The sequence below is a fragment of the Paenibacillus sp. FSL P4-0081 genome, from assembly GCF_000758565.1.
GTDB lineage: Bacteria > Bacillota > Bacilli > Paenibacillales > Paenibacillaceae > Paenibacillus_AQ > Paenibacillus_AQ phytohabitans.
This window is the reverse complement of record NZ_CP009280.1, coordinates 2,682,854-2,702,462: the sequence shown is the minus strand read 5'-3', so window position 1 is coordinate 2,702,462 and position 19,609 is coordinate 2,682,854. Positions and strand designations below refer to the sequence as shown.

General features: G+C 54.0%; 16 protein-coding genes. 3 read left to right on the top strand and 13 right to left on the bottom strand.

Annotated features, from left to right (window positions below; translation table 11 throughout):
• Window positions 1–62: 62 nt before the first annotated feature.
• Window positions 63–338: a CD3324 family protein gene (locus P40081_RS11355; RefSeq protein ID WP_039305165.1), complete on the bottom strand. Its 276-nt coding sequence runs from the start codon at window positions 336–338 to the stop codon at window positions 63–65.
• Window positions 339–745: 407 nt separating this feature from the next.
• Between P40081_RS11355 and P40081_RS11350 the strand changes: the two genes are divergently transcribed.
• Both P40081_RS11350 and P40081_RS11345 read left to right on the top strand, forming a co-directional pair.
• Window positions 746–2,437 (top strand): M3 family oligoendopeptidase, encoded by a 1,692-nt coding sequence (locus P40081_RS11350; RefSeq protein WP_042135496.1) that lies wholly within the window; start codon window positions 746–748, stop codon window positions 2,435–2,437.
• A 332-nt stretch (window positions 2,438–2,769) separates the two neighbouring features.
• Window positions 2,770–3,225 carry an ABC transporter substrate-binding protein gene (locus P40081_RS11345; RefSeq protein WP_269323249.1) on the top strand — a complete coding sequence of 152 codons (456 nt, stop codon included), beginning with the start codon at window positions 2,770–2,772 and terminating at the stop codon, window positions 3,223–3,225.
• Window positions 3,226–3,331: 106 nt separating this feature from the next.
• Here the strand turns inward: P40081_RS11345 and P40081_RS11340 are convergent, their stop codons facing one another.
• The 6 genes from P40081_RS11340 to P40081_RS11315 all read right to left on the bottom strand — a co-directional run bounded on the left by P40081_RS11340 (window position 3,332) and on the right by P40081_RS11315 (window position 8,957).
• Window positions 3,332–3,982, bottom strand: coding sequence for a hypothetical protein (locus tag P40081_RS11340; protein WP_052421769.1), 651 nt, complete (start codon window positions 3,980–3,982; stop codon window positions 3,332–3,334).
• 36 nt (window positions 3,983–4,018) lie between these two features.
• A complete protein-coding gene (locus P40081_RS11335) occupies window positions 4,019–4,408 on the bottom strand; it encodes an iron chaperone (protein ID WP_042135495.1) in 390 nt (129 codons plus the stop codon).
• Between the two features lie 16 nt (window positions 4,409–4,424).
• A complete protein-coding gene (locus P40081_RS11330; protein ID WP_179093429.1) occupies window positions 4,425–5,402 on the bottom strand; it encodes a phosphotransferase enzyme family protein in 978 nt (325 codons plus the stop codon).
• Window positions 5,403–5,458: 56 nt separating this feature from the next.
• On the bottom strand, window positions 5,459–6,448 hold the full coding sequence (locus P40081_RS11325; RefSeq protein ID WP_052421768.1) for an alpha/beta hydrolase: 990 nt from the start codon (window positions 6,446–6,448) through the stop codon (window positions 5,459–5,461).
• A 307-nt stretch (window positions 6,449–6,755) separates the two neighbouring features.
• Window positions 6,756–7,997, bottom strand: a complete 1,242-nt coding sequence (locus P40081_RS11320; RefSeq protein ID WP_042135493.1) for an RICIN domain-containing protein — start codon at window positions 7,995–7,997, stop codon at window positions 6,756–6,758.
• 300 nt (window positions 7,998–8,297) lie between these two features.
• On the bottom strand, window positions 8,298–8,957 hold the full coding sequence (locus P40081_RS11315) for a hypothetical protein (RefSeq protein ID WP_042140967.1): 660 nt from the start codon (window positions 8,955–8,957) through the stop codon (window positions 8,298–8,300).
• A gap of 173 nt (window positions 8,958–9,130) precedes the next feature.
• Between P40081_RS11315 and P40081_RS11310 the strand changes: the two genes are divergently transcribed.
• Window positions 9,131–10,018, top strand: coding sequence for a fructose bisphosphate aldolase (locus P40081_RS11310; protein WP_042135492.1), 888 nt, complete (start codon window positions 9,131–9,133; stop codon window positions 10,016–10,018).
• Window positions 10,019–10,416: 398 nt separating this feature from the next.
• Here P40081_RS11310 and P40081_RS11305 read toward each other — a convergent pair whose 3' ends face one another.
• The 6 genes from P40081_RS11305 to P40081_RS11280 all read right to left on the bottom strand — a co-directional run bounded on the left by P40081_RS11305 (window position 10,417) and on the right by P40081_RS11280 (window position 19,599).
• On the bottom strand, window positions 10,417–11,466 hold the full coding sequence (locus P40081_RS11305; protein ID WP_042135491.1) for an Atu2307/SP_0267 family LLM class monooxygenase: 1,050 nt from the start codon (window positions 11,464–11,466) through the stop codon (window positions 10,417–10,419).
• Between the two features lie 312 nt (window positions 11,467–11,778).
• Window positions 11,779–14,709 carry an insulinase family protein gene (locus P40081_RS11300; RefSeq protein WP_042135490.1) on the bottom strand — a complete coding sequence of 977 codons (2,931 nt, stop codon included), beginning with the start codon at window positions 14,707–14,709 and terminating at the stop codon, window positions 11,779–11,781.
• Window positions 14,710–14,802: 93 nt separating this feature from the next.
• A complete protein-coding gene (locus P40081_RS11295) occupies window positions 14,803–15,873 on the bottom strand; it encodes a dihydrodipicolinate synthase family protein (RefSeq protein WP_042135489.1) in 1,071 nt (356 codons plus the stop codon).
• A complete protein-coding gene (locus P40081_RS11290; RefSeq protein WP_042140966.1) occupies window positions 15,873–16,889 on the bottom strand; it encodes an NAD-dependent epimerase/dehydratase family protein in 1,017 nt (338 codons plus the stop codon). The genes P40081_RS11295 and P40081_RS11290 overlap by 1 nt, the downstream gene beginning before the upstream one ends.
• Before the next feature lie 57 nt (window positions 16,890–16,946).
• Complete coding sequence (locus P40081_RS11285) at window positions 16,947–18,809, bottom strand: IlvD/Edd family dehydratase (RefSeq protein WP_231575326.1); 1,863 nt, start codon at window positions 18,807–18,809, stop codon at window positions 16,947–16,949.
• Window positions 18,760–19,599: an amidohydrolase family protein gene (locus P40081_RS11280; protein WP_052421767.1), complete on the bottom strand. Its 840-nt coding sequence runs from the start codon at window positions 19,597–19,599 to the stop codon at window positions 18,760–18,762. The genes P40081_RS11285 and P40081_RS11280 overlap by 50 nt, the downstream gene beginning before the upstream one ends.
• Between the last annotated feature and the right edge of the window lie 10 nt (window positions 19,600–19,609).

Genomic DNA, 19,609 nt, shown 5'->3' with positions numbered 1-19,609 from the left:
CAGAGGACATTATATACCAAGCTCTTCTAGAATTGTTTTATCTCACAGCAAGAACCCGCAGATCAGCTCTGCGGGTTCTTGGAATATACGATTTTTCGGATGCTGTCTATGGATAATCCATATTGCTCACACAACTGGCTCATGTCCGCGCCTTCACGGAAGCATTTGCGTATCTCCCCGTTCCGGATCTTATAGTAACCGGCTGCACCGGAGCTTTCGCCCCATTTTCTGCGGCTGCTCGGACGGGTGGGGATATACAAGGCTTCCCCATGAATATATTGCTGAATTTCCTTCAGCAGGTGATCTGGCAATAACGTTGCTGCATTTACACATTTCATCTTTGGCCCGCTCCTTAAAATAAAATTGATCTTTTAAGGGCAAAGCCTGTATGAATAACTGTACCTATCTGTTACTTCAGGCGAATACTATCCGCTCCATGCCAAGCTTTCGCCTTAGTTATTCCACAGGCTTTGCATGGAGCGTGCCGTTCACATAGTGGTTCATTCTAAACATGGTCCTTCACCTCCCAGGGCAGCGCTGAGCGCCGCCGTAACAGTTACATTTTATGGATGCAGATCATTACTATTCTAAAATAATACTATCCGTAACACAACGTGGAAGTTTCACTGTCCTTTCGCCTTGAGAAATTAAATATAATTAAACTTTACTGTCTAAAAGTTGGTTTTTTGCGGGAGTCGATTATATAATGGGGTTTATATGGTAAAGAAAGGGTGCTGATAATCCAATGAAATTCTCAGAATACCGTTATGAACGTCCGGATGTGGAGCAATTTAAGACCGATTTCACAACCTTGCTGAAAGGCCTGGAGAATGGCAGTCTGGAGGAGCAGAAGGCTGCGGTTGCCGCCATGAATGAGCTCCGCAGCAAATTTGGTACGATGGAGACACTGGTCAGCGTCCGCCACTCGATTAATACCGAGGATGAGTTCTACAAGGCTGAACAGGATTACATGGACGAGATCGGTCCGGTGGTCCAGGAGTACATAACGGATTATTACAGAGCACTTGTAAATTCCAGGTACAGAGCCGAATTTGAACAGGAATGGGGAACGCAGCTGCTAAGCTTGGCCGAAATTTCCTTGCGTACCTTCAGCCCTGAAGTTATCGGAGACTTACAGCTTGAGAACAAGCTGTCCTCCGAATACGCCCAATTGATCGCCTCAGCCAAAATTAGATTTGACGGTGAAGAGCGTACCCTGGCCCAGCTGATCCCTTATGATTCATCGACTGACCGTTCTGTGCGCCAGGGAGCTTTTGAAGCCAGATATGCCTTCATGTCAGAGCATGAACCGGAACTCGACCGGATTTATGATGAGCTCGTCAAGGTACGGGCCAGCATAGCTGCCAAGCTTGGATACAGCAGCTTTGTGGAGCTGGGGTATGAACGGATGATGCGTACGGATTACAATGCCGGGATGGTTGCTAATTTCCGCAAGCAGGTGCTTGAGAATATCGTTCCTCTTGCAACGAAGCTGAAGCAGCGCCAGAATGAGCGTCTGGGTCTGGATGAATTGAAATTTTACGATGAGGGCATTAGCTTCAATTCCGGGAATGCTACACCCAAGGGCGATGCTGACTGGATTGTGGCAAACGGAGCGAAGATGTACAAGGAGCTGTCACCGGAAACCGATGAGTTCTTCACCTTCATGCTGGACAACGGGCTGATGGATCTGGTCAGCAAGAAGGGCAAGCAATTCGGCGGTTACTGTACCTACTTCAGCGACTATCAGGCACCGTTTATTTTCTCCAACTTCAACGGAACCTCAGCGGATATTGATGTGCTGACCCATGAAGTGGGGCACGCCTTCCAGGTGTATTCCAGCCGCAACTCCGGTGTTCCGGAATATGCTTTCCCAACCTTTGAAGCCGCAGAAATCCACTCGATGAGTATGGAATTCTTCGCTTGGCCGTGGATGGACCAGTTCTTCGAACAGGATGCGGACAAATACCGCTTCAACCACCTGGCAGAGAGTCTGTTGTTTATTCCTTATGGTGTCTCTGTTGATGAGTTCCAGCATTTTGTCTATGAGCACCCGGAGGCGACTCCGGCTGAACGTAAGCAGGCCTGGCGGGAAATCGAGCAGAAATATCTGCCCCACCGTGATTATGACGGCAACGTCTATCTGGAGCAGGGCGGCTTCTGGCAAAAACAGGCGCACATCTACCGTTCCCCGTTCTACTATATTGACTATACGCTGGCCCAGCTCTGCGCCTTCCAGTTCTGGAAACGCTCGAATGAGGATTTCAAATCCGCATGGTCGGATTATCTGCGCCTCTGCAAGGCTGGAGGAAGCCAGTCCTTCACGAAGCTGGTAGAGCTCGCCGGACTGATCTCACCGTTCGAGGACGGCTGCGTCAGCTCCGTCATCGGGGATATTGAGAGCTGGCTGAACAGCATTGATGATAAGGCGCTGTAAGCAGGGAATCTCCTATGGCAACAAAGCCACTGAACAATTAACTTAAATAAAAGATTCTAATAACGAGCCTCTGGAATCACTTCCAAGGCTCGTTTTGCATTCCGGGAAAATGTGCTCCCCCATTTTTCAGTTTTATAGAATAGGATTGTTTATCAGTGGCTCCGTTGTCTTGAGTGGTTTGCTTACTTCACTGAAGATGTTATGCTTACTCTCAAAAGTCCTTAAGGACAAGGGGAAGGCGAGGCTGCGTTTGGACATCAACGATCTAATCACTCTATGGAATCAGGCGAATTGCAAGGTCATAGATATCCGCCGGGTCACAATCAGGGCTGGTGAATCCCCGCTCTCCTATAAAGTGCCTTCCACCCTATACCGCCAGAGCCAAAGAAAAGGTGCTCCAAGTCATACCTGCCGACAGCACCTTCTCCGTTATTGAATCGGGCGACAATAGCCTGATGGCCGTCGGAACCTCTTTCGGCAAAGGCGGCCACCCGATATACAACGGATTCGGGTTCAAGCCGCCTGCGGAGATTGCAGCGGAAATGGCCGATCCCGGCTGGGCTTCATTCTCTGCGGAGGTCCTGCCCAAGTATGCGGGAGATTATATTATTCTGACCTCCGATTCTGAAACGCTGGATGAACTTCAGGCGGACCCGATCTGGGGAGCACTTCCCGCAGTCAAGAATAATCATGTGTTCTTATGGACAAGCGAACGTTCCGGTTACTGGGACCCGATAGCTATTCTTAGCCAGACTGAAGAATTGGCCGCATGGCTTGCAGGCTTATAATTTATTCGGGAAACAGGTAGCCAAGCTATACCCCAAACCCCAAAAAGCACTCCCGGCCAGTACCAGCGTCGGAGTGCTTTTTGGATGTAATCTATGTATAACAGCTCTATTCCAGCGGCGGCTCCTGCAGGGCAAACAGAGTCTCCACCGGCTTGAAGTAGAGATGGCCGTCCGGCCATGGCTGGAAATGCAGATCCATCCGCGAGTCCGCCCACACTTCCGGAGTTCCGGATGTAGCCAGCTTCCCAAGCAGTACGGGTACCTCCACCACTGCCGGGAACTCCTGATAGCCGAACAGGAGGTTCTCATGTATTCCGATCACCTCGTATTTCGGTCCATGGAAAGCCTGTTCCTCCTGCAGCTGATAGTGGTAATAGACATAGCTCGCTACCCTCTCCGGCTTCAGATGCGCCACTCTTCCGACCATCTGCTCAGGCTTGGTCTTGCGCCGCCAGTGCGCAGCATCCGCTGGCGCATTGAAGTGAAACACATCGATCAGCGGAATCCATTGGCGGGGCTGAGCTTCTCCCGGCCAGTCGGCCAGATACTGCGCCGCCTGCGGCAGCAGTTCTTCCGGCAGGATCGCTTCCTCCATACATTCATAGTAGAGGAACACATTGTGATTCCAGCAGAATCCCGCAGCCGTCATCAGGCGGCCCTCCCGGATCAGCCTTGCCGCTTCGCCGCCGGACCGCAAATAATCCTTGCCCGCTTCGCCTGAATCCTTCAGGCATGCTCTTGCCATTACCCTCATCATATGTTTTGTTCAGCCTCCCGTTCTGCCTGAAACCACTTATTTCTTCTTCTGTGCCTTACCCGCTGCCTGCTGCTGATTTTCTTCCACTCTGAATTTAACGATCCTCGTAATGAGTTCATACGGAAGCGGCTCATGAATCGGAAATTGCACAGAGCCTTTGGCCCCTTTATATTTCGCAAGTTCCTCTTTGAACGCTTCAATTCCCTGCGGTGCCGGATAGAATCCAATGTGATTCTTGAATGCGGCGAAATGCACCAGATTCTTATGCAGGAAGAAGGTCGGCATCTGATAGCTGATCTTCTCTTCTGCCTCAGGCGCTGCCTCCCGGATGACCTTGCGCAAGGTCTGGAGAATCTCCTGGACCTCTGGTGCATAGGCGGAAATATATTGATCGACAGATTCATAGGTGACTTTATTCTTTTCCATCGGGGCCCAACTCCTTCTAGTTCATACTTAAGTTCGTAAGCCATTGCAGGCAAAGCGGAATGAACGCTTCATAATCCTTCAGCGCCTGCAGCGTAGGCAGCACCTGGCTTGTCCCAAGCTCCCGCTCCGCTTCATCCGGGCCTTCCAGCCCCAGCGACCGCCGGATGCTGTAATCCAGCCAGCCTAGCTTCCCGTGGTAACCGCTGCTTAGCACCTCCGGCCAGGGGTCACGCGTCTCTCCCCCATGATTACGGTAAGCCTGAATCAGCGTACAGAAGGCCTCCTTGCGGATGTGACCACTCTCAAAGTCTGACCAATAGAGTGCCACTTCAACCAGCTCCTGCGCCGGGTTGATCCAGCCCGCAGCCTCCCAGTCAATAATAACGGGCCGGCCGTCATGATCCCATAGCACATTCTTCGGGTCCAGATCCCGGTGGCTGATAATCCTGTTGCCATTAAGGATCGGCATAGCAGCATTCACCAATTCCTCATAGCGGTAGAGCTTGTCCAGAGCATCCATAAGGGAAGCGGACCATGGAAGATCCATCACTTGACCTTGTACGGCATACCCTTTCCAATCGGTCTGCAATTGTTCCGCTGTGCTATCCCTATGGAGCTCATTATGGAGCGGAGAGAAGTCTGTGGCATGTATAGCCGCGAGAGCTTCCCCCATAGTGCTGCAGTGCTCCAGCCCCGCGTTGCCTGCAGATATAGAGCGGCCTTGAATCCATGGAAACAGCAGATAATACTGCCCGTCCACTTCATGCATACAGCTCCCCTCATGCAGCAGAGCCGGGAGAGCATTGATTCCATGTCTGCTTGCGAGCTCCGCGGCCTTCTCGGCGGCTGTCAGGTTATTCATCACCGATTCCCGCAGCATAATCTGCGGATTCAGCGCTTTCACTGCGTACTCTGCCTGATCCGTGGTCATCCGGTACATCCGGTGCAGGAACCCGCCGAAGATTTGCTCCGGCTCAGTGCGCAGTGACCCCAAGTTATATGTAGCACATAGCTTTTCAAAATTCAATTTATAATACGTAAGCATCATCGTCAGTTAGTCCTTCCGGCATAAAAAATCAAATACTCATCCAAGTGGGCTCTCCAATACTCCCCGTCATGTTTCCCTGCTCTTAAGTGATATTCAACCGGCACGCCCTTATCCTTAAGCAGTGTATATAATTGCTCTGCACCTTCATAGAACCGGTAGCTGTCCTCTTCCCCGCAATCCAGGTATACTGCCAGACCCCTTAAATCCCTATCCTTCGCCAAAATAAGCGGATCACGCTCCTGCCGCTCCGCTTCTGTCGGATACAGGAATCGGATCAGGCCGTATTCACCGCCCACCGAAGACCAGTCATCCAGAAACAGCGCCGGACTATGCCCGCCTGCCCTGCTGTAGACATCGCTGTGCAGCAGCGCGGCATGCAGGCTGACAAAGCCGCCCATTGAAATACCGCCAATATAGCGCGAATCCCGCTCAGCTATCGTGCTGAAATGCGAATCCACATAATTCACAACATCCTTCACCAGATAATCTTCATACATCCCGTTATAGGTCGTCAGGGGATCACCCGGATCGTTCACTGCATAGGTAGGAGAAGAATTCAGCCCATAGCTGTTATCCATCTGCGGGGAGACGATAATGAGCGGATGGATCTGACCGGCTTGGGCCAGCCTTTCTGCATTCAGATGCAGCCCGAGGCCAGCGATCATATCCGTTTCTTTGCCGCCATAGCCGTGGATGAGATAGAGGACCGGGTAATGCTGCTCCGTGCTGTACCCTACGGGCAGGTAAATACTGAGCCGCATCTTCTGATCCAGCGCCTCACTGTGGAATGTTAAATTTTGAATTCCGGGGGTCTGCAGCGGTGCTGCTGACGCAGTCCCTTCGGCTGCGGCTGGGGACGCTTCCGGGGAAGCTGTCTGGACGGCCGCTGAATCTGTACCGGAAGAACAACTCACAAGCGACATGCAGCATATTAGCATGATTAGCATCGTTAGCCCCATTAGCTTAGACCCGGCATTTCCGCGGCTTTGCATAAATCGCCTCCAATATTCCATTTATCCCACCGTATAATAACGCTTACAATAGACATTATCACATCAATGAATATTTGTGGTATGACTATTCTGCCGGCTGGAGCTGGATCAAGCCGGAACTTAGTCCGCTTCAGCAAGAATATCCGCTTTGAATAATATTATTCTAGTACAAGCACGTACAAGCATATACAAGCACGAAAGACCGCAGCTTCCGCGGTCTTTCGTACCCCTGTAAATAATCTCCATTCGCATCCCGGTCTGATGAGCGGGAAGATGGTATAAGCCTTAGAGTTATAGCCAGGCTACCCTAGTTAATCTTGGTGAGCAGCCACTTCTGGGCATCTGTTCCGTTGTCGGTCCATTGCTGCACTGCCGCACCATCCGCTGTAGAGGACGAGGAGACATCCATAGCCAGCCCGCTCGCTTTGGATATAAGCTTGTAGTAGCCGCCGCCTACATCGATGATGCTCCAGCGCTGGGCATTGCTGCCATTGTCATTGGCCTGCTGCAGCTGGACTCCGCTCGAAGTAGAGGCATTCGGAACATCCAGCACCTTGCCGCTATGCATCGCAGTAAGCTTGTAGAAGCCATCCCCTGTGCTCTCCACTCTGAACTGCTGGTTGCTGGCAGTATAATTAGTCCACTGGTGCACTTTGGCCCCGTCTGCCGTGGAGACATCCTTCACATCCAGCACTTTGCCGCTTACTTTGGACATTAATGTGTATACTCCGCCGCTGACAATGCCGCTCGATGGAGCGCCTTCCTGATACACACGCACATAGTCAACCAGCATTTGTGCCGGGAAGCTGGTAGCACTGTTCGGTGCGCCCGGCCAATTGCCGCCTACCGCAAGGTTCAGCAGCAGGAAGAACGGTTTCTGGAATTCCTCTGTATTGCCTGTTCCGTTCTCAATATAGAATTGATTGAACTGGTTGCCGTCCACGAACCACTTGATATATTTCGAATCCCACTCCACGCTGTACACATGATACTGGGAGAAATCCAGACTTCCGGACACCTGCCCATATTCGGCATGCCCGCCTGCATCCCAATGCACTGTACCGTTGACGAAGGCGTTATTATTCACCCGTTCCATAATATCCGTTTCCCCGGAGGCCGGCCAGCCGGCCGTGGTGATATTGGAGCCCAGCATCCAGAATGCAGGCCATAATCCCTGACCTGAAGGCAGCTTGATTCTGGCTTCTATTTTGCCGTAGGTGAAATTCTTGAGGCCCTGCGTCTTGATCCGTGCTGAGGTATAATTCATGCCGCCATAGGATTCCTTCTGCGCTGTAATTACAAGGTTGCCGCCGGTAACCTGCAGATTCTGTGCCCGGTTCGTATAATATTGCAATTCATTGTTTCCCCAGCCGCCGCTGCCGGTGCCGGTCTCGGCAGTCCAGTTGGCGGTGTTCAGGGAAGAGCCGTCGAACTCATCGCCCCAGGCCAGATTCCAGGTTGAAGCTGCGCTGGAATTCCCCGTAGGCACCAGTGCGATCAAAAGCGTGAACAGCAGAAACAAACTTAAGACTTTTCCTCTTCTCAACATCGTTGTCCTCCTCTTTGCTATTCAAGGTTGCCCATCCTATTTCAATGCACGCGTACGTTCGTGCAGTTGAAACCTAACCCAACCGGTTTCGAAAATGGCATTTGAGAACGTCTTCATCCGCTACACCCCATATATATCGTTTTTACTCCCGGTAAGAACTGTAATTTTGACAATTCAGCGAACCCGGCAGAAACAGAAGGAGAAGTGACTGTGTGTAACCTATACACTCTTAATTTCGCAGCAAAAGACCGCTTCCATAGAGGAGCGGCCTGTACTTATCTTTTGCTATTACCTGTATTTCTACTCCATTCCGTGCTCTTCACGGATTTTGTACAAGCCCTGCAGCAGCAGCTCCGAAGGATCGCGGTTCAGCTGCAAATGCGTCAGCAACAGATGAAGCGGGATCGCGCATACGTTGTTCCCGTCAGTGATTGCAGGGAATCCTGCTTCAAAGACCGGGCCGTGCTCCGGGTTAAAGGCGAGGCCTGCATGGACCTGCTCCGGTGCGAACTCTTCACGGACAGCGGCGATGCACATGGGAACCAGCACATTATCAACAACGGCCTTGGCTTCCTCTTCATTCGGAAGAGGTTTAGGCAAGGAGTTGCCTCCCTTGGTCTTCATCAATTCGTGGAAGAAGGAGGCCATCCAGATCTCCGGACTGCTTCCGGACTGGAATCTGCCGGCCAACTCACGAAGGAAGAACCCGCAGTAATAATCATCATTGGCACTGTCCTTGACACGATACACAAACACCGGGCCGTAAGTATCCAAATTCAGAACCTGGCCTTCCACTTCACTGAAACTCATTTTTAGAGCTACAATGCCGTTATGAAAAACAGCCTTCAGCAGCTCGTTCCATTTCTCTTCGGTCATGACCTTCTCGGCAGCTTCTGCTTCACCGTTTGTTGCCTCATTAGTTGTCTCACTGGCTGTCTCATTGGTTGTTTCATTTGTCATAATTATTTTCACCCCGCTTCCTATCATACCATCCTATTGAACAAGGTAACATACCATATCTCTCAACTCAAATGGAAAGCTCTGCCGGCTCAAATGTATGTCCCCAACCAAAAGTGCTATACTAAACAGATGGAGTCACCATTTCATTTCGTAGAAGGGAAGGACAAATATCCATGAATACGAAACAATTGGACAGAATTCACACAGGCAAGGGCTTTATAGCTGCTCTGGATCAGAGCGGGGGAAGCACACCCAAAGCGCTGCTGCAATACGGCATTAAGGAAGACCGCTACTCCGGTGACGAAGAGATGTACGCGATGGTCCACGGGATGAGAACACGCATTATTCAGAGTCCCGCATTTAATTCGGAGCATATCCTCGGCGCTATTCTTTTTGAGAACACGATGGACCGTTTCATAGACGGACAATTAACCGCCGATTATTTATGGGAACAGAAAGGCATCGTGCCTTTTTTGAAAATCGATCAGGGACTGGCCGCGCAGGAAAATGGGGTTCAGCTCATGAAGCCCATTCCCGGTCTTGATGACCTGCTGGAACGGGCAGTCAAGAGGAATATCTTCGGCACCAAGATGCGCTCAGTAATCCATGAAGCTAACGCGGAGGGTATCCGGCAAGTCGTAGAACAGCAGTTTGCTGTCGCGGGGCAAATCGCCGGTTACGGGCTGGTTCCGATTATCGAACCGGAGGTAGACATTCTCAGCCCGGACAAAGCAGGGTCCGAGCAGCTGCTGAAGCGCGAACTGGCCGCCCAGTTATCCGCTCTGGAAGAGGGCGTCAAGGTCATGCTGAAGCTGTCTCTTCCAACTGAAGATAATCTGTACAGCGAACTCGCCGCAGATCCGCATGTAGTCCGCATCGTGGCATTATCCGGTGGCTATACCCAGGCAGAAGCGAATGAGAAGCTGGCCCGCCAGCATGGACTCATCGCCAGCTTCTCGCGCGCCTTGTCCCAGGGCCTCAGCGATCAGCAGAGTGACGATGAATTTAATAGCATACTTGCTGCGTCCACCCTTGCAATCTACGAGGCTTCCATAACTTGAAGCCTCCGCTGCTCCGCCTTTTCTCTTAAGTTTCCCACCCAATTTATAGAGTTGCTTGATTAGCAGACGAAGACCCCGGGACTAATGTCCCGGGGTCTCTTTGTTAAATAAGCCAAACATAAGACCAATCCCAGAGCAGTAACCGCCCCATTGCTAAAGGTCCATCGGAACGGAATAAATCTAAAATGTTGTAAGGATTGCAACTTTGAGCCTGCGATGCCTGGGGCTACGGGTGAATTGTTGTATGAAATACAGGAATTCTCCCGCTAAACCGCTTGATGGAGGAGTAATGCTGTATTTCATACAACATATTCCGATTATGGCCGGGTTAGTGAAGAAAATGTTGTACTTTGTGCAGGATTTTGCGATCAATGAGAAGTTTCTCGCGGAAACAGCAGCTATACGTTCTTCAAACGAGCGGCTTCCGCCCGCACAAGTGGCGCTACTTCAGTTCCGAAGAGGCGGATCGCCTCCATGACCTCCGCATGCGGCATGGAGCCATGCGGCACATGCAGCAGGAACCGCGTGATCCCCACGTGCTGGTACAGGTGGATGATTTTGCGGGCAACCGTCAAAGGATCGCCAACATATAACGCTCCGTCAAAGCTGCTCGCCGCTTCATAATCCGCACGGTGATAAGGCGGCAGCCCCTTCTCCACCGCCCGGACATTCGTCCTCGCGTGAGTGGACGGGAAAAACTTCTCTAGCGCCAGCTCATTGCTCTTCGCAATGAAGCCATGGGAGTGCGAGGCAATCGGCAGCTGTGACACATCATGACCGGCCTTGGCCGCTGCTTCCTTGTACAGCCGTACATGCGTGGCATAATCCGAAGGATTCACATTGCCGATAATCGCCAGGGCAAACGGCAAGCCCAGTGTGCCGGCACGGACCGCAGACTCCGGACTTCCGGCACTCGCAATCCATACAGGCAGGAGATTCTGCTCCGGACGCGGGTAAATCCCCAGATTATGTATTGCTGGGCGGTGCTTCCCGCTCCAGGTCACCTTCTCCGACTCGCGGAGCTTCAGCAATAAATCGAGCTTCTCGTCAAACAGTGCTTCATAATCCTTCAGATCATAGCCGAATAACGGGAATGACTCCACAAATGAGCCACGGCCTACCATAATCTCGGCACGGCCGTTCGAAATCCCGTCCAGTGTGGCGAAATCCTGAAATACACGCACCGGATCAGCTGACGAGAGAATCATGACTGCACTGGTTAGACGGATTCTGTTCGTCAGCGGTGCAGCAGCAGCCATTAGAACCGCAGGCGATGAAGCTGCAAAATCAGGCCGGTGATGCTCACCTACGCCGTATACATCCAGTCCCACCTGATCCGCGAGCACGATTTCCTCCACCACTTCACGCAGCCGCTGCGCGTGGCTCAGGGTCTCACCGGTATTCACATCAGGCGTTGTCTCGACAAAGGTGCTTATTCCAAGTTCCACTTGTTGTTCCTCCTAAAAGTTATGTTAGCATCTGCTCCATGGGAGTCCCCTTAGCAAAACTTGCTTCGAAAGCATACGCATAGTCAGTAATCCTTATATTTTAAATCTAAATAGTTAAATATTCAAAAACTAAATTTCCGCGCGGCAAAAAACCGGAGTCCTCCGCCGCCTTGGGCTGTCTTGCTGATTAACCTAGGGCGAGTCCGGCATAACCGGTGGTCTGTAATAGCCTTCTGGAGATACATCACCGCTACTCTATAACCTGAAAACAGTCCCGGTTATGTTAACCGGGACTGCAGAAGAATACGCCAATTACTTCACCAGTTCCTCCAGGCTGCCGAATAGATCGCGGACCGATTTCAGCTTCGACTCATTGCCGACCACACAGAAGTAATTCTGCTGCGTCACTGCCTGAAGCAGGCCGGCATATTGCCTGATATCCCCTGAGGTTGTTGACAGAATTTCATTCCGTTCCTGCTGCAGGTCTGCAGCGGTAATCTGCTCGAAATAATGCCGGTCCGCCTGCCGTCCTTGTGCACCGGGACTCAGCGGCTGGTCCACCATCGCCAGCGTACCGATGATCGCCTTCGTCATCTCCTCTTCATCTGCTGCAAATTCCCCGGCAAACAGATATGCCCGGTCATAAATCTCCAGCGTCTCCTGCAAATTCGGATCACGGTAAGAAGTAAACAGGAGCACACCGTCTCTGCGCAGAACGAGATTGCCGCCATAAGCTCCGCCCTTGACCCGGACAGCATTCCACAGGTAGGTCAGGCTGAGGATTCTTTTGAGCACCTGCAGCTTGCCGGAATAAGCAAACCCCAGCTTCGTGAAGTCATACCCTTTGACCACATACTGCACCTGGCTGGCAGACATGAACCCTTCGTTGCCCGCCTGGTCCAGCGCAGACAGCAGCGGCAAGAACTGAACCTGCTGGTCCCGCAGATCCAGCTGCGCCAGGTGTGCAGTGAATTCCGCATACGTATCCAGCGTTCCGGTTACGGACAGTGTTACATTCTGCGTATTGAACAGAAGCCCGCAGATTTCCTTCAGAGTGTCAGCAAGCAGTTCAGCCTGCTGGTCAATCCGGCTGGCCAGCTCTTTGATGAAGCGGTAATAGGCCATACCGCCGAGCTGCTCCTCATACATCCCTCTATCCGTGAAATAAGAGAGCACCCGGCCGGCTGCGATTTCATTGCCTTTCTGGTTCAGCATTGCTTCCATGCCGGAGGCTTCCCGGCGGACAATCTCCTGCAGCTTGGATAAATTATTCAAGTTGCTATTGTAGAGCAGCTCGTGCAGCAGCTTCAGGGAACCGCCGATGTTGCCTTGCATGACCTTGATGCGGGCGCTGAATTTGGGCTGGTAGCTTCCTTCGCCAGCTGTGCCGGCCCCAAATATCTCATTCTGAAAGCGGATGCCGCCGGTTGTGATCCCGATTTCACTGGTCAGCTCTTCAATGCTGTAAGCCGCAGTCTCCAGTTGCCCCAGTACCCTCGCCAGCAGTTCCAGATAAGGAATCTGTTCTGCCGCCAGAACCCGGGTGTCCCAATACAGCTTAATATAGGCGATGGTTCCCGCAACCGCTTCATGATGCAACACTCTGATTCCATCCAGCCTATGCTCCTTAGTGGGCACCCCGGGCGGAGCGCTGCGGTCAATGTCCTGAAGGGACAGCTTCGGAAGTTTCTGCAGATCCTCCGCGGCATCCGGACGGTTCTGCCGGGCCAGCAGCTTCTCCGTATTCAGCACCAGCTCTTCGCGCTGTACCGGCGTCAACGAGGCTTTATATTCAGCCAAAAAGCTTCGGGCCGCCGCTTCCTTGTCTGCCGCAAGGGTCTGGGAAGGCTTCAGGACAACGACGCTGCAGTGATCGCTATTCAGCAGGTAGGTCTCGATCAGCCGCTCGAAATACCGGTTAGCACTTTGTTCGCGGATAGACGCAATTGCAGCTTCATACTCCAGATACGTGGACGGCAAGCCGTCATACAGCCAGGCCTTCATCACTTCCATATTATAGGTCAGGCCCTTCGGGTACTGGTTGAAGTCTGCTTCGCGCAGTTCAAATTCCTTGCTGTTCACCGCAGCCAGCACCAGCTTCTCATCCAGGCCGTCCGCGGCAAGGCGGCTTAACGTCGTTCTGACCAGATTCACGAAGGCCTCCTTGGCGGAGGGATTAGAATGGGTCAAGGCAATGCCAAGCATAGGCTGGACCATACTGTCGGAGTAAAAAGAAACCACATCCTTGCCGAGTCCGCTCTCCAGCAAAGCCTGTTTCAGCGGAGCGGCGTTGCTGTCCACCAGCATGCTTTTCAGAATGGCAAAGGCCAGATTCAGCTCCCGGTCCAGGGAGGTTCCGATTACATAGTTCAGGCTCACGTAAGTCTTGTCAGCGGCGGTTTCGGTCTCCAGAATGGGATACTCCGCCGTAAGCCCGGTTATTCCTGTCGGCTGCTGCAGGGCAATCCCCGTATCGATATCCTTGCGGTTATACCGGCTGAGATATTCCTCGTGGATTAATTGCAGCCTCGCTTCGATATTCAAGTCTCCATATAGATAGAAATAACTGTTGGACGGGTGGTAATAACGGCTGTGCGCCTCCAGGAACTGCTCATAGGTCAGCGCAGGGATATGTTCCGGGTCTCCGCCGGAGGAATGCCGGTATACCGTATCCGGGTAGAGCGACTTCTTGATCCGGTCGATCAACACCGTGACGGGTGAGGAATAAGAGCCCTTCATCTCATTGTAGACGACACCCTTATAGATCAGCTCATCCCCGGAGCGCGGCAGCTCGTAATGCCAGCCCTCCTGCTCAAAAATCTCCCGCTGGCTGTAAATGTTCGGCTGGAACACGCTGTCCAGATAAACCTCCATCAAGTTGGCAAAATCCTGTTCATTCCGGCTGGCCACCGGATACATCGTCTTGTCGCCAAAGGTAAAGGCGTTCAGAAATGTTTTCATTGAGCCTTTCAGCAGCTCTACAAACGGTTCCTTTACCGGATATTTATCCGAGCCGCACAGGACCGAATGCTCCAGAATATGGAACACTCCCGTGCTGTCTGCAGGCGGAGTCCGAAAGCTGACACTGAACACCTTGTTATCATCCTGATTCTGTACGTATAGCAGCCGCGCGCCGCTCTGCTGATGCTCCAGCGTATATACCGAGGATTCGATTTCCCGGATATACTCCTGATGCATGACTTGAAACCCGGAATAGACTTGGCCTGTGATTAAGCTGCTCATAGATTTCCCTCCTTGGTTCAGGGCTGGCCTGATGCCATGAGCTTATCATATCCGGGCTTTCGGGTTCCACTGGGGAATGTGCAGACGCCTCTTTTAACGGAGCCATTCCTCCAAATGCGCTGCCACGAATTCATCATCCGTGAGATGGGGGTAATCCCTGGTGACTCTGCTGATCTCCTCCAGCTGCCCGGGTGAGAGCTGCTCCTCCGGATTCAGGCACCATAAGCCTTCAAGCAGTCCCTGGCGGCGCAGCGCCTCATGAATGCCCGGAATACAACCGTGAAATTGATGGGCCGGATCAAACAAGGCCGCGTTGCTGTCGGTCACCTCAATGCCAAGGGTCAGCCAGCTGGATGACAGGGTAGCCTCATTGCGGATTTTCCGGATCGTATCCAGAAGCTGAACCGCTTTGCTTGTCCAGACCGCCCAGTGACCGAGAAGCCCGCCGACAATTTTCTTCTCCATGGGTTCCCCGTTAACCTTGAAGCGGTAGGTGGTGAGCAGATCCGTAACGATATTATCGTCATTGCCGGTATAGAGAGCGATTTCGCTGCTGCGGCTGGACTCCATCACCGCCCGGACCACATCGAGGCTCTGATAACGGTTGAACGGTGCCATTTTGATCGCGATAACGCCTTCAATCTCTGCAAAGCTCCGCCAAAAGTCAACGCTTAAGATCCGGCCGCCCACGGAAGGCTGCAGATAGAAGCCGAAGACGGGAATCACATCCGCCACTCTCCTTGTGCGTTCCAGCAGCTGCTCCTCGCTCCAGTCCTGCAGTCCGCCCATGCTGAGAAGTCCCGCCTCATAGCCCAGACCTGCGGCGAGCTGCGCTTCCCGGACAGCCTGCTCCGTGTCTCCGCATATGCCTGCCACCTTCAGGAAAGGACGGGTAAGGCCGGCACGCTCCACTTCTTCCGCAGCCAGCCTGAGCACCGGCTCCAGCAGCCCGATCCCGGGGTCCCTGATTTCGAACTGCGTGGAATGCACGGCTACAGCAACTCCGCCTGCCCCGGAGGCGATATAATAACGGGTCAATGCCCGCTGGCGGCGCTCATCCAGCTTGCGTTCTGCCGTAAGGGCCAGAGGATGCGCCGGAATCGCCAGACCTTCATGCAGCGCTTCATAGAGCTCCGGAGTTAACTGTTGTCTGCTCGCTCCCATTAATAGTTGCCCTCCCGTTCCTGAAAATGTGTCGGCTTGTTCCAGGTCTCACTGCCCGCAGCCACCCAGTCCGCCACCCAATCGATCATCTGTGCCAGCGATACCCGGGGATATCCGAAGGAAGCCGCGGCCTTCGCAGCATTGCTCAGCAGGGCTTCCGGGGCTTCAGCACCCGTGAAGACAGGCTCAGTTCCCAGCCTGCGGCCGATTTCCGCGGCCGCCCAGCGCAGCGACACCGTCTCCGGTCCGGTGATGTTCATGACATTCGGCGGCGAGCTGCAGCGGAGCAAGGCGCGCAGGGCAAGCTCATTGGCATCCCCCTGCCAGATGACATTGGCGTGTCCCATCGTCAGATCGATGGGCCGCTGCTCCTTAACGGATCGGGCAAGCTCCAGCAGAACGCCATAGCGCAGGTCTATGGCATAATTGAGCCGGTAGATGAACATCGGCGTATTGTTCTTATGCGAGAAATGCTCGAAGATCCGCTCACGCCCCAGACAGGACTGTCCATACTCGCCGTTCGCATTCGGTGAGGTGCGTTCTGTTGCTCCGCCTTGGCCCACCGGCGTGAACGGGTAGACATTGCCTGTCGAGAAGACGACAATCCGCGAATCGCGGAAGCGCTCCGCCACACGCCCCGGCAGATAGGCGTTCATCATCCAGGTGAAATGCTCATTGCCTGTTGTGCCGAATTTATTGCCGGCCATGTACAGGATATTCTTCGTGTCAGGCAGTGCCCGCAGCGCGCTGTCGTCAGACAAATCCGCCGCGATCACCTCCACTCCGGCTTCAATTAATTCTTGCTTCAATGCATCATTCGAGAAGCGGGAGACGCCTATCACCTTCTTGTCCAGCCCTGCCTCCCGGATGGCATTTACGGCCAGCCTGGCCAGACTCGGGCCCATTTTGCCGCCTACTCCGAGCAGCATGATATCCCCGTCGAGCCGGGCGAGCTCCTCCAGCAGTGCGGCAGACGGACGGGCCAGCCGGTCTTCCAGCTCCTGAACAGACCGGATCACAGCTTGCGTTGGCATTTGCATAAGAATTCTCCTTTAGGTGGATAAAATTTATGGTTAGTCCTGCTTGGCTCCGTCCAGCAGCTCCCGGCGAAGCTCTGCCGGCAGAAGGAAATCGAAATCACAGCCCAGATTCGCCTGCAGCACGTGCTCATGGAACAGCAGGCCGTAGCCTCTGTCATAATGGGGCTCCGGCGCCTTCCAGGAAGCCCGCCGCCGGGCCAGCTCCTCATCCGGCACCTTCAGGACCAGTCTTCTCGCTGCAATATCCAGCTCGATTTCATCGCCGTCCTGTACCAGCGCCAGCGTTCCTCCTACAGCCGCTTCCGGCGCCGCATGCACGATCAGGGCGCCGTAGGAGGTGCCGCTGATCCGTGCATCAGAGATGCGGACCATGTCTCTTATGCCGCGCACCAGCAGCTTCTGCGGAATCGGGATCTGCCCGATCTCCGGCATCGCGGGTGCACCTTTGGGGCCGGCGTTCTTGAGCACCAGTACACTGTGCTCATCTACCGCAAGCTCCGGGTCGTCGATCCGCAGCTGAAGATCCGCCGGGCTCTCGAACACCACGGCGCGCCCGGTGTGCCGCTTCAGATGCGCTGATACCGCAGTCTGCTTAATCAGCGCGCCGTCCGGGGCCAGATTGCCGCGCAGCACGGCAATTCCGCCCTCTCTGTCCAGCGGCTCCGCCACGCTGCGGATCACCTCCCGGTCCAGCGTGACCGCCTGGACCAGATTCTCCGTAACCGTCCGCCCGGTTACGGTCAGGCAGCCGCCATGCAGCAGCGGCTCCAGCTCCTTCATCAGCGCAGGCACGCCGCCTGCTTCGAAATACTCCTCCATCTGATATTTGCCCGAAGGCCGCAGATTCAGAATGAACGGCGTCCGGCGGCTGATGTCATCGAATGTCTCCAGCGGCAGCTTCCGGCCCAGCCGCTGGGAAATCGCCACCAGATGGATGATGGCATTCGTGGAGCCGCCGCTGGCCATCGTGACCGTGATGGCATTCTCCATTGCCTCTGCCGTCATGATGTCGCGCGGGCGGATATCCCGCCGCACCAGCTCCACAATCTGCTTGCCGGTCCGCTCGGAGAGATGCCTGCGGCGGCTGTCCGGCGCGGGGATCGCCGCGCACCCCGGCAGCGCCATGCCAATGGCTTCGGCAATCGAGGCCATGGTGCTGGCTGTGCCCATCACCATGCAGTGCCCGTCGCTGCGGCAGATGGCGTCCTCCGCCACCGCCAGCTCCTCGTCCGTAATATTTCCCGCTTTATGCTCCAGCGTGAAGCCGTAGCAGTCGGTGCAGGCACCCAGGCTGCGTCCGCCCAGGCGGCCGTTCAGCATCGGCCCGCCCGTGAGCACAATGGCCGGAATGTTCACACTGGCCGCGGCCATCAGCTGGGCAGGCACTGTTTTGTCACAGCCGCCGAGCAGCACCACCCCGTCTATGGGGTGGCCCTTCATCATTTCCTCCGTGTCCATCGCCATCAGGTTGCGCAGCAGCATCGTCGTCGGCTTGACATATGGCTCGCCGATCGATATCGTCGGGAATTCCATCGGCACCCCGCCAGCCTGCCAGACCCCGCGCTTCACATAATCCACCAGCTCATTAAAGTGCGAATGGCACTTGTTCAGCTCACTGAAGGTATTGCAGATGCCGATGACCGGCTTCCGCAGATCCTCTTCTGTATATCCCATCGACTTTGTAAACGAACGGTGAATGAAGCCCCACAGATCTTTTTCCTGGAAATAGGCTTCACTCTTCAGTCTGCGTCCGGCAGCACCGCTCCCGTCACTGTCCGCCCGGCTGGTTTCCGTATGCTCCTCCATGCTCCATCTCCCTTTGGCTTCCAGCCTGCTGTTGTACAAATTAGACCAGCCCGAGGATTTCCGGTGTCGGCCGGTGAATAATGTCTTCAATGAAATCCTCCGCTACACGCGGCAGCCTGGTTCCCTCCACCGGATCATTGATCCGGTACAAGGCATCCAGCATCTGCTGCGTACCGAAGAACGGATAGTCCGAGCCGAACAGCAGCTTGTCCTGCACCCCGTATTCCGCAGCGGAGACCAGTGCATTATAGAATTGCCACGGACGGCTGCCGAGTGCAGACACGTCCATGTACAGGTTAGGATGCTTGCGCACCAGCGAGATGCATTCATCCACCCAGGGGTGACCCATATGGGCTACGATCATTTTCAGCTTCGGAAAAGCCCTGGCAATTGGATCAAGCATCGCCGGGCGGGAAGCATCCAGATATCCCTCCGGGACAAAGGATGTTCCCTGATGCCATAGAACCGGAACGTTCAGTTGCTCCGCCTTAGCATAGAGCGCCATATGCTTCGGATCCTCCGGATAAAAGTTCTGATAGATCGGGGCCAGCTTCAGTCCCTTCAGCCCGAGCTCGCGGACAGCCGTTTCGAACTTGCCTACACAGTCCAGATCATTCGGATCCACGCTGGCAAAACCAAACAGCCTTCCCGGGTCCGTACGGCAGTATTCCGCCACATATTCATTCGGCACCACCAGCCCGGTGGCAGACGCCGCCATCGCCAGTACTATGGCTCCCGAGAATCCTTCCAGGTTGCCCCGGTGCTGCTCCGGTGTAGCCTCAATATTCATATCCGGGCCCCAGGCGCGCTTGATCGCGGCATCCGTAGGTCCGGCCACCATTCCCGGTCCAAACAAATGAGTATGTGAATCAAAAATCATCTCTGCACCT